This window comes from Flavobacterium sp. 2755 (assembly GCF_031455715.1).
Taxonomy (GTDB): domain Bacteria; phylum Bacteroidota; class Bacteroidia; order Flavobacteriales; family Flavobacteriaceae; genus Flavobacterium.
The window spans coordinates 188,327-199,410 of record NZ_JAVDTG010000007.1 but is presented as its reverse complement, the minus strand read 5'-3'; the positions used below and the strand labels follow the sequence as shown (position 1 = coordinate 199,410).

General features: G+C 34.7%; 11 protein-coding genes. 9 read left to right on the top strand and 2 right to left on the bottom strand.

The window, feature by feature from the left end; all coding sequences use genetic code 11:
• Nucleotides 1–85 precede the first annotated feature (85 nt).
• The 4 genes from J2Y38_RS17055 (at nucleotide 86) to J2Y38_RS17040 (ending at nucleotide 4,726) form a co-directional block, all read left to right on the top strand.
• The gene (locus tag J2Y38_RS17055) at nucleotides 86–1,456 is read left to right on the top strand and encodes a glycoside hydrolase family 27 protein (protein ID WP_309844838.1); all 1,371 of its coding nucleotides are present in this window, start codon (nucleotides 86–88) and stop codon (nucleotides 1,454–1,456) included.
• Complete coding sequence (locus tag J2Y38_RS17050) at nucleotides 1,456–3,387, top strand: family 43 glycosylhydrolase (protein ID WP_309844837.1); 1,932 nt, start codon at nucleotides 1,456–1,458, stop codon at nucleotides 3,385–3,387. The genes J2Y38_RS17055 and J2Y38_RS17050 overlap by 1 nt, the downstream gene beginning before the upstream one ends.
• A gap of 315 nt (nucleotides 3,388–3,702) precedes the next feature.
• Nucleotides 3,703–4,107: a hypothetical protein gene (locus J2Y38_RS17045; protein ID WP_309844835.1), complete on the top strand. Its 405-nt coding sequence runs from the start codon at nucleotides 3,703–3,705 to the stop codon at nucleotides 4,105–4,107.
• A gap of 229 nt (nucleotides 4,108–4,336) precedes the next feature.
• Nucleotides 4,337–4,726: a helix-turn-helix transcriptional regulator gene (locus tag J2Y38_RS17040; RefSeq protein WP_309844834.1), complete on the top strand. Its 390-nt coding sequence runs from the start codon at nucleotides 4,337–4,339 to the stop codon at nucleotides 4,724–4,726.
• Between the two features lie 52 nt (nucleotides 4,727–4,778).
• Here J2Y38_RS17040 and J2Y38_RS17035 read toward each other — a convergent pair whose 3' ends face one another.
• Complete coding sequence (locus J2Y38_RS17035; RefSeq protein WP_309844832.1) at nucleotides 4,779–5,111, bottom strand: YegP family protein; 333 nt, start codon at nucleotides 5,109–5,111, stop codon at nucleotides 4,779–4,781.
• A 170-nt stretch (nucleotides 5,112–5,281) separates the two neighbouring features.
• On the opposite strand from J2Y38_RS17035, the gene J2Y38_RS17030 reads away from it, so the two are divergent.
• From J2Y38_RS17030 to J2Y38_RS17020, 3 genes are all read left to right on the top strand, one after another.
• Nucleotides 5,282–5,767: a copper resistance protein NlpE N-terminal domain-containing protein gene (locus tag J2Y38_RS17030; protein WP_309844830.1), complete on the top strand. Its 486-nt coding sequence runs from the start codon at nucleotides 5,282–5,284 to the stop codon at nucleotides 5,765–5,767.
• Nucleotides 5,768–5,896: 129 nt separating this feature from the next.
• Entirely contained in the window at nucleotides 5,897–7,033 is a 1,137-nt protein-coding gene (locus J2Y38_RS17025) for an XdhC/CoxI family protein (RefSeq protein ID WP_309844828.1), read from the top strand.
• Complete coding sequence (locus J2Y38_RS17020) at nucleotides 6,996–7,616, top strand: nucleotidyltransferase family protein (protein ID WP_309844825.1); 621 nt, start codon at nucleotides 6,996–6,998, stop codon at nucleotides 7,614–7,616. The genes J2Y38_RS17025 and J2Y38_RS17020 overlap by 38 nt, the downstream gene beginning before the upstream one ends.
• A gap of 150 nt (nucleotides 7,617–7,766) precedes the next feature.
• On the opposite strand, the gene J2Y38_RS17015 is transcribed toward J2Y38_RS17020, so the two are convergent.
• The gene (locus J2Y38_RS17015; RefSeq protein WP_309844824.1) at nucleotides 7,767–8,915 is read right to left on the bottom strand and encodes a cysteine desulfurase family protein; all 1,149 of its coding nucleotides are present in this window, start codon (nucleotides 8,913–8,915) and stop codon (nucleotides 7,767–7,769) included.
• A gap of 545 nt (nucleotides 8,916–9,460) precedes the next feature.
• Between J2Y38_RS17015 and J2Y38_RS17010 the strand changes: the two genes are divergently transcribed.
• Nucleotides 9,461–10,099 (top strand): 2Fe-2S iron-sulfur cluster-binding protein, encoded by a 639-nt coding sequence (locus tag J2Y38_RS17010; protein ID WP_180856682.1) that lies wholly within the window; start codon nucleotides 9,461–9,463, stop codon nucleotides 10,097–10,099.
• Nucleotides 10,096–11,076: a xanthine dehydrogenase family protein subunit M gene (locus J2Y38_RS17005; RefSeq protein ID WP_309844821.1), complete on the top strand. Its 981-nt coding sequence runs from the start codon at nucleotides 10,096–10,098 to the stop codon at nucleotides 11,074–11,076. The genes J2Y38_RS17010 and J2Y38_RS17005 overlap by 4 nt, the downstream gene beginning before the upstream one ends.
• Nucleotides 11,077–11,084: the final 8 nt, after the last annotated feature.

The following is an 11,084-nucleotide window of genomic DNA, read 5'->3' as shown; positions in this document are numbered from 1 at the left end:
TTGGTATATCAGGCAGGTTAATTGCGTGTAATAAAATTTAATTTATTACATTTAAAATGTAATATTCACATTTATTTAAATTCAAATGAAAATAAAAAATATTGTTACGCTGTTTGCAGGAGTTGTTTTGATATCGGTTTCAGCCAATTCACAAAACAAAGCCTTCCAAAAAGACGAATTCAAACAATGGGCACAAACCCCGCCAATGGGCTGGAACAGCTGGGATTGTTACGGACCAACCGTTGAAGAACACGAAGTAAAAGCCAACGCCGATTATATGGCAAAGAACCTAAAGAAATTTGGCTGGGAATATGTCGTTGTAGACATTCGATGGTTTGTAGAAAATGATAAAGCAGGAGGTTACAACCAAACAGATCCGCGTTATGTAATTGATCAATACGGAAGATATTTGCCGGCAGTAAACCGTTTTCCATCAGCAAAAGACGGACAGGGATTCAAACCTTTAGCCGATTATATCCATAAAAAAGGTTTAAAATTCGGAATCCATATCATGCGCGGAATCCCGAAAAAAGCCGTTGAAGACAAACTGCCAATAAAAGACGCAAACGGAATTACGGCAGACCAAATTTATACCACAGCTTTACAATGCGAATGGTTAAAAGACAATTATACAATTGTTGCAGACAAACCGGGAGCGCAGGAATATTACAATTCAATATTCGAATTGTACGCACAATGGGGCGTAGATTTTATTAAAATTGATGATTTATCAAGACCGTATCACGAAGGCGAAATTAACTTAATAAGAAATGCAATCGACAAATGCGGACGCAAAATCGTATTAAGCACTTCACCTGGAGAAACGCCAATCGAAGCCGCACCGCACGTAACCACGCACGCCAATATGTGGCGTATGGTTGATGATGTTTGGGATACTTGGCCGCACATCACACATTTAATGGACGTGGCACAAAAATGGTATCCATACATTGCGCCGGGAACATGGCCGGATTGTGATATGATTCCGCTTGGTCGTATTTCGGTAAGAGGAGAAAGAGGCGAAGACAGAATGACGCGTTTAACAAAAGACGAACAATACACGTTGATTACGTTTTTCAATATCTTCAAATCACCATTGTTTTTTGGCGGAGATTTACCAAGTAACGACGCTTTTACTTTATCATTATTAACCAACAAAAATGTGGTAAAAATGCATAATGAAAGCACAGCCGTAAAGCAGCTTTTCCAAAAAGATGGTAAAATTGCCATAACTTCAAAAAATGCAAAAGACGGAAGTATTTATCTGGCTTTATTTAATATTTCAGATTCGGCAATGCAGAATGTTTCGGTAAATCTTTCTGATCTTGGTATTTCAGGAGAAGCGGATATTTTAAATATGTGGACAAACGAAAAATCCAAAACAACGTCAACAACAATTGCCGCCGATTTAAAACCGCACAGTTCCGTTTTATATCAAATAAAAAGTAAAAAATAATGAAGAAAGCACATTTTAGCCTTGTATTATTTTTATCGATTTTTAATTTTTTACAAGCCCAGAATACAAAAGGAATTCCGCCCGTAATTGCAGAGAAAGATTTAACAGCCTATTTATTCGTTTATTTCACAGGGAATTCTGTTGAAGAAGAGGCAGTTCGTTTTGCCGTAAGTGCAGATGGTTATCATTATTATCATCTTAACGATAATAAACCCGTTTTAGACAGCAAAACAATCAGTTCAACCGGAGGTGTTCGAGATCCGCATATTTTAAGAGGCGACGATGGGAAAACCTTTTATATGGTTTTGACCGATATGACTTCTTCAAAAGGCTGGAACAGCAACCGCGCGATGGTTTTATTAAAAAGTACCGATTTAGTAAACTGGAAAAGCAGTGTTGTAAATATTCAAACCACTTTTTCAGGAAACGAAAATTTAAAACGAGTTTGGGCAGCGCAGACTATTTATGATGCTAAAATAGGAAAATATTTAATCTATTTCAGTCTGCAATATGCAGGAGGGCCAGATAAAATTTATTACGCTTACGCGAATAAGGATTTCACAGCTCTGGAAAGTGCACCAAAATTATTGTTTGTTCCAAAATCAGAAAGAGCCTGTATTGATGGCGATATAATTGAAAAAGACGGAGTTTATCATCTTTTTTATAAAACAGAAACAGAAACCGCAGGAATAAAAGTTGCTACAACAACAGATTTAACTTCGGGAAATTGGACTGAAAATGATAATTATTTACAGCAGACAAAAGACGGAGTTGAAGGTTCAAGCGTTTTCAAACTAAACAATTCAGACGAATATATTCTAATGTATGATGTTTATACAAAAGGAAGATATCAGTTTACTAAAACCAAAGACTTAGAAAATTTTACTGTAATTGATAATGATATTTCAATGGATTTTAATCCGCGTCACGGAACGATTTTACCTATTACGCGTTCTGAATTAAAGAGAATTACAGACAAATGGGGAATGCCCGCAAAATATCCCAAAGTAAACAATAACCCAGCTTTAGAAGGTTATTACGCCGATCCGGAAATTCTGTACTCCAACAAAACAAAAAAATATTATATCTACCCAACAAGCGATGGTTTTGACGGCTGGTCTGGAAATTATTTCAAGACTTTTTCTTCAGATAATTTAAAAGACTGGAAAGACGAAGGAATTATTCTCGATCTTAGAAAAGATGTAAGCTGGGCAAACCGCAATGCGTGGGCGCCTTGTATTGTAGAGAAAAAGATAAAAGGTAAATACCAATATTTCTATTATTTCACAGCGGCGCAAAAAATAGGCGTAGCAGTTTCTGATAATCCTGCAGGACCTTTTAAAGACAGCGGAAAAGCATTAGTAAACACAAGACCCGAAGGCGTAAAAGGAGGTCAGGAAATCGATCCTGATGTTTTTACAGATCCTAAAACTGGAAAAAGTTATTTGTACTGGGGAAATGGATATATGGCTGTCGCCGAATTAAATGCTGATATGGTTTCGATAAAAGAGGGAACAACAAAAGTAATTACAGTTGATGACACTTTTCGCGAAGGAACTTATATAATTTACAGAAAAGGAACATATTATTTCCTGTGGAGCGAAGACGATACCAGAAGTCCGAATTATAAAGTAAGGTACGGAACTTCAAAATCGTCTTTGGGCCCAATTGAAATTCCAAAAAATAATATTGTCATTCAGGGAAAACCAGATATCGGAATTCACGCAACGGGACATAATTCTGTTTTGCAAATTCCAAATAAAGACGAATGGTATCTTGTTTACCATAGATTTTCTTATCCAACCGGAATTAAAATGGGAGATGCAGGAGGATTTCATCGTGAAGTCTGCATCGATAAATTAGAGTTTAATCCAGACGGAAGTATAAAAGAAGTAATCCCAACTCATGCCGGAGTCGACAGTTTAAAATAAATTTTGTAACTTTATCCTTTCTAAAAGCCATTCCTCACAAAGGAGTGGCTTTTTTTATGTATTACTTATATAAGTAAAACGCCATACTGAACTTTTAAATCATAAGGTAAAATTTATAATTAGATTTAATTACAACCTCTGGTTATATTCTATAAGCTGACTTGTAAGAAAAAAAAGCTGATTATGCGTAATATTGCGAAATGATGTGCTGTTTACCACTGCAGTATTTTCAAATGTATTCATTTAAGCCGAAAACAATTTTTTAGAAAACTTTCTCACCAAGTTTTCTTTAAAGAGATTTAATTATTTATCATTATGTTCATTTCTCTCACTCATGATCAGGTACAATTTCAGTACGGATCAAAACAATGGCAGTACAATTTTAACGAAATTGTAGAACTTGGACTGCTCAAAAAAAAGAAAACCTATCTTTTTGAAAACGGCGCTTTTACAGCCGTAACAGTTTTAGCCTATTACTGCATGATTTTCACCAATGTAATGGAGCTGTATTATTTAATTCCAACTTTACTGTGCTATTCTTTTTTGATTGTTATGCGATTCAATAACAAATCAGAATTCGACTATTTTGTGATTGTAAAAGACATTTACAAAAAAGAAACTAAAGTAAAAATAAGCGCCTTAGACCGGCCTGCAATTGGAAAACAAATCGACCAATACTTAAACTTTGAATTCGAACGGATTTTAAAAACAACCAACTAAATATAGAAATGAACCAACTATTAACTGAGATTTCCAGTTACGATCTGGCTTTTATAGTTATTGCTCTCGTATATGGTTTCATAATTATAATCAGAAAAAAATAAGCAAATCCTGTTTCATCGACCTACAGAAACAGCAATTGTAATTACCCCAAAATAAAGCTGCAATACCCCCCTAAGTTCAGTTGCGGCTGTTTAAGTTACAAACGCCCTCCCTCCAAATCAAACTTATGGCAACTTCAATAAAAAACAAAATAAAAAGCATTAGAGAGTTAAAAAATTACACTCAGGAATATATGGCAGATCAACTTGGTGTCACTCAGGCAGGTTATAGTAAAATAGAAAAAGGAAGAACAATATTATCCTATGTTAAATTAGTAGAAATAGCAAGGATTTTAGAAGTAAGTGTAGAAGATATTATAAGTTTTGACAGTCAAAGATATTTCAATAACTACAATACAGTAAAAGGAAACAGTAACAACGGAAGCATATTAATTAATTCCAGCAATGACGAAGCATTAAAAGAACTGTATGAAGATAAAATAAAACTTCTCGAAAAACTTTTAAACAAAACAGAAGAAGAACTAGACCGTTATAAAATGAAGTTTGGTGACATATAAACTAAAAACGAGGCTGTAGAGCCTCGTTTTTTTGATATCATTTTGCAATTAATTATGCAGTCTGATCATCTGTATCTGCATCAGGAGCATTCTTTTTTACTGACTCGATTCCGTTTTCTCTGGCAGCAGTGCTTTCATACATTTCACTAGCACCAATATTTTGTCCGTTGCTGGCTTTTAAATTAAAATACGGTTTGCCATTACTAGATTCTTTTCTGTCATAACGATTATCGTCCTGAGAGTTTGTTTTAACAGATTCAATTCCGTTTAAGGCCGCTGCTTTTGTCGAATAACCTTCGCTGGTCAAGATTGTCTGGCCATTACCAGCTTTTAAATTGAATTGAAATTCACCATTGGTTCTTTTAGTAATTACAAATTTTCCCATGTAGTTTTTTATTTAAGTTAACTAAAATATTTTGCTATTGATAAAAATACAAAACTTCATAATACAAATGATATTGCAAGAAAAAATAATCATTTATAATTTGTTAAGTTAATTGATTTTTTAATATAAGAAAATTCGGTAAATTTGAAATAATATTAAAATTAAAGAATATGAAAAATGTATTGATTTTGCTAATCACTGCAGTTCAGTTTTTATCTTGCAACAGCAAGAAAAATGAGGAAAAAACGAATACTTCAGTATCAGATTCAACAAGTACAAAGATCGAAAAGAGCACAGCCGAAAATGTTTTGGTTTACGAAGGATTACTGCCTTGTGCAGATTGCAGCGGTATTCAAACCGTTCTTAAAATTTATCAGGGAAACGGGACAATGGAAGGGCAAAAGTTTGAATTATCAAGTATTTACAAAGGAAAATCACCTGAAAAAGAGTTTGTTGAAAAAGGAAATTTTAATACAGAACGAGGGTTAGAAAACGATCCCGATGGAACCATTTTTGTTTTGAATTGGGATAAACCAGTCGAAAAACAATCCTATTATGGCTATTTAAGTTCAGACACCAAGAAAATCTATATGCTGGACCGCGACAGAAAAATAATAAAATCAAAACTGAATTATTCTTTAGATCTAAAAAAATAAATCAAACCGATTTTAATTAAGAATATTATAAACTTAAATCGCTTTACTGCCTTTAAGTTTATAATATTTTTTATTTTTAGAGGATGAAAGAACATCAATACCAATTTCTGTTGATGGACATTTATTTTTATGAAAGAAATCAGCGAAATTCTTAAAGCATACACAGAAGCAAAATCGGCAGGAAAAAAAACAGCTCTGGCAACAGTCATTAAAGTTGAAGGATCGTCATATCGCCAGCCCGGAGCACGCATGCTTGTTACAGAAGATGGAGAACTAACAGGTGCCATAAGCGGTGGCTGTCTGGAAGGCGATGCATTACGAAAAGCACTGCTGTCCATTCATCAAAAACAAAACAAACTTATTACTTATAATACGAATAATGAAGACGATATTGAAGTAGGTTTACAGCTTGGCTGCAACGGAATTGTTCATATTCTATTTGAATATATTGATGAAGAAGCATCAAAAAATCCCATACAGCTTTTACAGCAATTAGAATTAGAAAGAAAAGAAGCCGTAGTTGTGACTATTTTCTCTTTAAAAAGAAATGCCATTCAGCAAGGAACAACACTTTTTTACAGAGAAGAAAATCAAATTCTAAATCATAATGATGAGGTTTTAGACTTAATTTCAGATATAAATCAAGTCTTGAAAACCAAAACATCGATTGTAAAAAAACTTCAAGCAGAAAACGAAAACGAAGCTTTAATAGAATATATAAATCCGCCAATTTCACTTGTAATTGCCGGAGCAGGAAACGATGTTCAGCCTTTGGTTAAAATAGCATCCATTTTAGGTTGGAAAATTACTGTTAGAGACGGACGCGCGACACATACAATAGAAAAACGTTTTCCAAAAGCAGACAAAGTAAATGCCGTAAAATCAGAAGAATTTCTGGAAAATATTACCATCGATCATCAAACGTATTTCGTTTTGATGACGCACAATTATAAATACGATTTAGCAGTTTTAAAATCACTTTTAAAAACAGATTGTCAATACATTGGAATTCTCGGCCCAAAAACAAAATTAAACCGAATGCTGGACGATCTTCAAAATGAAGGAATTAATGTAAGCGAAGAACAATTAGAACGAATTTACAGTCCGGTTGGCTTAGATATTGGAGCCGAAACATCCGAAGAAATTGCACTTTCAATTGTATCAGAAATTAAAGCTTTTTCGGCAGGAAAAACCGGAACTTCTTTAAAATATAAAGCAGGTAAAATTCATGACGAAATTCATTATGAAAGATCAATTTCAAAATAAAACCGCTATTATAATTTTAGCCGCAGGTAATTCCTCAAGATTAGGAAGGCCAAAGCAGCTATTAGAATACAAAGACTCAACGCTTTTAAAAAACACGATTTCTGAAGCTCTAAAAGTACCCAATTTATTTACAATAGTTGTAACAGGCGCCAATCATAAAGAAATAGAAAAACAACTTAATACTGAAGAAATAAACATTTGTTTTAATCCCGAATGGGAAACCGGAATGGCATCTTCAATTGTAAAAGGATTAAATGAATTATTGCTTTTAAAACCCGATTGCGATGAATGTATTTTTGCCGTTTGTGATCAGCCTTTTGTGACCAATTTAATTTTTGAACATTTAATTTTCGAATATTATAAAACCGAAAAAGGAATTATAGCTTCGGCTTATTCTGAAACCTTAGGAACTCCGGTTTTATTTCATAGAAAATATTTCAATGAATTGCTTGAATTGAGTGGGCAGGAAGGAGCAAAAAAAATAATTAAAAAGCATCAAAATGACGTTTTTTCAATTCCTTTCGAAAAAGGCAATATTGATATTGATACAGAAGAAGATTACAACAAGTTAATTTCTGAGTAGTTATATGTTTTAATCTCGCAAAGTTTTTTTGCCCACAGGTTTTGCGGATTAAAACAGGTTTAAGCAGATTTATTTTTTCAATTTGAAATTATTTAATCTGCGTTTATCAGTATAAATCTGTAAAACCTGTGGGCAAAAAAACTTCGTGTCTTAGTGCCTTAGTGGCAAAACCAATTGCCGAGCCAAGCTCAAAACCCGCTCAACAGCAATATCAATTTCTTCAGAATTAGTAAATCTTCCCAAACTAAATCGAATCGAACTCAAAGCCTCTTCATCAGATAATCCCATTGCTTTTAAAACATGCGAAGGTTCAGACGTAACAGCAGAACAAGAAGCTCCATTTGAAACCGAAATATTACCCAAAGCCATAATAAGCTTTTCTGAATTTACACCCGGAAAACAAATATTAGAAGTATTATAAACTCGGTTTTGAATATTTGCATTTACAAAAGAACCTTTAAATTGTAATAAACCCTTTTCTAGTTTATTACGTAATATTTCGATTCTGTTTTTATCTCTTTCTAATTCATTTACAGCTATTTCAGCAGCTTTACCTAAACCGATAATTCCGGGAACGTTAAGCGTACCGCTGCGTAATTTGCGCTGATGTCCGCCGCCAAGAATTTGAGGGAGTAATTTTATTTTGGCTTTCGCCGAAATATACAAAGCACCAATACCTTTTGGTCCATAAAATTTATGTGCCGACAATGTCAAAAGATCAATCCCTAAAGTTTTTACGTCAATAGAAATTCTCCCCGCCGCCTGAGTTGCATCACACAAAAACAATACATTTTTGCTTTTAAGAATCGTAGAAATTTCGTTGACATTTTGTATGACACCTGTTTCATTATTAGAAAGCATTCCTATGAAAACCAGTGTTTTATCTGTGATAATTTCATTTAAAAGATTAAGATCTAAAATCCCTTCACGATTAACAGGTAAGTAGCTGACTTCAAAGCCAATACTTTCCATAAAACGACAAGTTTCAAGAACAGCTTTGTGTTCTGAAGCTACCGTTACAATATGTTTTCGTTCCTGATCGGCAAGACCTTTTATCGCCAGATTTATAGCTTCTGTAGCACCCGAAGTAAAAACAATTTCATCAGCATCGGCATTAATCAAATCAGCGGTTTGCCATGCAGCATTTTCAACAGCTTCGTTTACCGATAATCCTGCAATATGCTGACTTGTAGAATTGGCATAAAAATCAGTAAAATAAGGAAGCATAGCTTTTAAAACCCGTTCATCAACGCGGGTTGTAGCATTATTGTCAAGGTAAATATTTTGTTGATGCGGCATAATTAAAAGCTTAATCTTGTAAAAATACAATTTTCGATGTAAATAATAAATCTGTTTCTGGGGCTAGTTTTTTTAACGCAAAGGGCGCAAAGGTTTTTATCGCAAAGCGCGCAGAGGTTTTTTTAAAGTTAATTATCTAGATAATTGCAAAGTTCGCAAAGCTTTATCAATCCCAGCTTTGCGAACTTTGCCTTCGCTTACATAAAGTGAGATAAAAAAACTTTGCGCACTTTGCGTTAAAAAAAACACACCACAATCCAGCTTTGCAAACTTTGCCTTCGCTTAACATAAAGTGAGATAAAAAATCTTTGCGCGCTTTGCGTTAAAAAACACCCGCCGAGTATCAATTCCAGCTTTGCGAACTTTGCCTTCATTTACCACAAACTGAGATAATAAACCTTAGCGTTCTTTGCGTTAAAACCCACACCGAAATTGTAATTATTCTAAATAAGCACAATGTTTGAATTTCATAACTTTTTGTGGATTAAGATTGTTAAATTTGTTAGAATACCCAAGAGTTTTTGCTAATTTAAAAGAGAGATGGAATGGCTTCTAAAAAAACAAATCCAGATAAAGTAACAGAGAATGACTCAAATTCTCGTCGTGACTTTATAAAAAAATCAGGACTTTTTACCGCCCTTGCTCTGGCGCCGCCTTCGCTGGTTATGGCTTCAGAGAATAAGTGGGATGAAAAAATAGCGGAGTATTTAGAAACAGTACCGCTTTCTATTGAAGTAAATGGCAAAAAACATAATCTTAATATCGAGCCGAGAACCACTTTACTTGATTTATTAAGAGAACAATTATTGCTGACCGGAACAAAAAAAGGTTGTGACCACGGACAATGCGGTGCGTGTACGGTTCACGTAAACGGAACCCGAATTTTGTCGTGCCTGACTTTGGCAACTATGCAACAAAATGCTCAGGTTACCACAATCGAAGGACTTTCAAAAGGAAAAAAACTGCATCCAATGCAGGAAGCTTTCATTAAACACGACGGATTTCAATGTGGTTACTGTACACCCGGACAAATCATGTCGGGAATTGCCTGTATCAAAGAAGGCCATGCCAACAGCCGAGAAGAAATTAGAGAATATATGAGCGGAAACATCTGCCGATGCGGAGCTTATCATAATATCGTTGATGCAATAACTGAAGTGAAGGAAGGAGGAAAGGAATTATGAAAAATTTTCAAATAATTAAGGCATTATCTTCGAGTTCAGCAGTATCGAACATCAGCAAAGAAAAAGAAGCTATGTTTATTGCCGGCGGAACAAATTTGGTAGATTTAATGAAAAAGAATGTGGTGGCTCCAGACAAACTGGTAGACATTACAGGATTAGATTTAAAGAAAATAGAATTCCTAAGCGGAAAAGTTTCAATAGGAGCCTTGGCTAAAAACAGTCAGGTTGCCGAAGACGCATCGATAAAAGAGAAGCATCCTTTGCTGGCTTTGGCTTTAGCAGCCGGGGCATCTCAGCAAATCAGGCATATGGCAACTGTTGGCGGTAATATGCTGCAAAAAACACGTTGCTCGTATTTTTATAATACGGATATGCCATGCAATAAGCGAACTCCCAAAAGTGGCTGCGGTGCCATTGGAGGTTCTAACAGAATGCACGCTATTTTTGGAGCTTCGGACAGTTGTATTGCGGTTCATCCGAGTGATATGTGTGTGGCATTAGCGGCATTAGATGCAACTGTTTTAGTCGAAGGACCAAAAGGAAAACGACAAATAAAATTTACAGATTTTCATCGTTTACCGGGAAATACACCGGAGAAAGACAATACTTTAGAAAATAAAGAATTGATAACTTCGGTTGAAATTCCAGATAATAATTTCACCAAAAATGTGCATTATTTAAAAGTTCGTGACAGGACGAGTTATGCTTTTGCATTAGTGTCTGTTGCTGCGGCTTTAGATATAAAAAATAATGTAATAAATGATGTTCGACTGGCAATGGGCGGTGTAGCACATAAACCATGGAGATTAACTGAAGCAGAAGAATTCCTGAAAGGAAAAACAGTTTCAGAAGAGATATTTAAAAAAGCGGCAGATTTGTCTATGAAAGGTGCAAAAGCATACGGAGGCAATGATTTTAAATTAACGCTTGGTCCAAATGCAATAACAGAAGCACTTACAATAGCAGCATCAAAATAATTAGAATT

Bases quoted from the DNA above. Each gene is read 5' to 3' on its own strand.
- J2Y38_RS17050 (WP_309844837.1), top strand. From the start codon at position 1,456: ATGAAGAAAGCACATTTTAGCCTTGTATTATTTTTATCGATTTTTAAT.
- J2Y38_RS17040 (WP_309844834.1), top strand. From the start codon at position 4,337: ATGGCAACTTCAATAAAAAACAAAATAAAAAGCATTAGAGAGTTAAAA.
- J2Y38_RS17010 (WP_180856682.1), top strand. From the start codon at position 9,461: ATGGCTTCTAAAAAAACAAATCCAGATAAAGTAACAGAGAATGACTCA.
- J2Y38_RS17015 (WP_309844824.1), bottom strand. From the start codon at position 8,915: ATGCCGCATCAACAAAATATTTACCTTGACAATAATGCTACAACCCGC.
- J2Y38_RS17045 (WP_309844835.1), top strand. From the start codon at position 3,703: ATGTTCATTTCTCTCACTCATGATCAGGTACAATTTCAGTACGGATCA.
- J2Y38_RS17005 (WP_309844821.1), top strand. From the start codon at position 10,096: ATGAAAAATTTTCAAATAATTAAGGCATTATCTTCGAGTTCAGCAGTA.
- J2Y38_RS17055 (WP_309844838.1), top strand. From the start codon at position 86: ATGAAAATAAAAAATATTGTTACGCTGTTTGCAGGAGTTGTTTTGATA.
- J2Y38_RS17030 (WP_309844830.1), top strand. From the start codon at position 5,282: ATGAAAAATGTATTGATTTTGCTAATCACTGCAGTTCAGTTTTTATCT.
- J2Y38_RS17035 (WP_309844832.1), bottom strand. From the start codon at position 5,111: ATGGGAAAATTTGTAATTACTAAAAGAACCAATGGTGAATTTCAATTC.
- J2Y38_RS17025 (WP_309844828.1), top strand. From the start codon at position 5,897: ATGAAAGAAATCAGCGAAATTCTTAAAGCATACACAGAAGCAAAATCG.
- J2Y38_RS17020 (WP_309844825.1), top strand. From the start codon at position 6,996: ATGACGAAATTCATTATGAAAGATCAATTTCAAAATAAAACCGCTATT.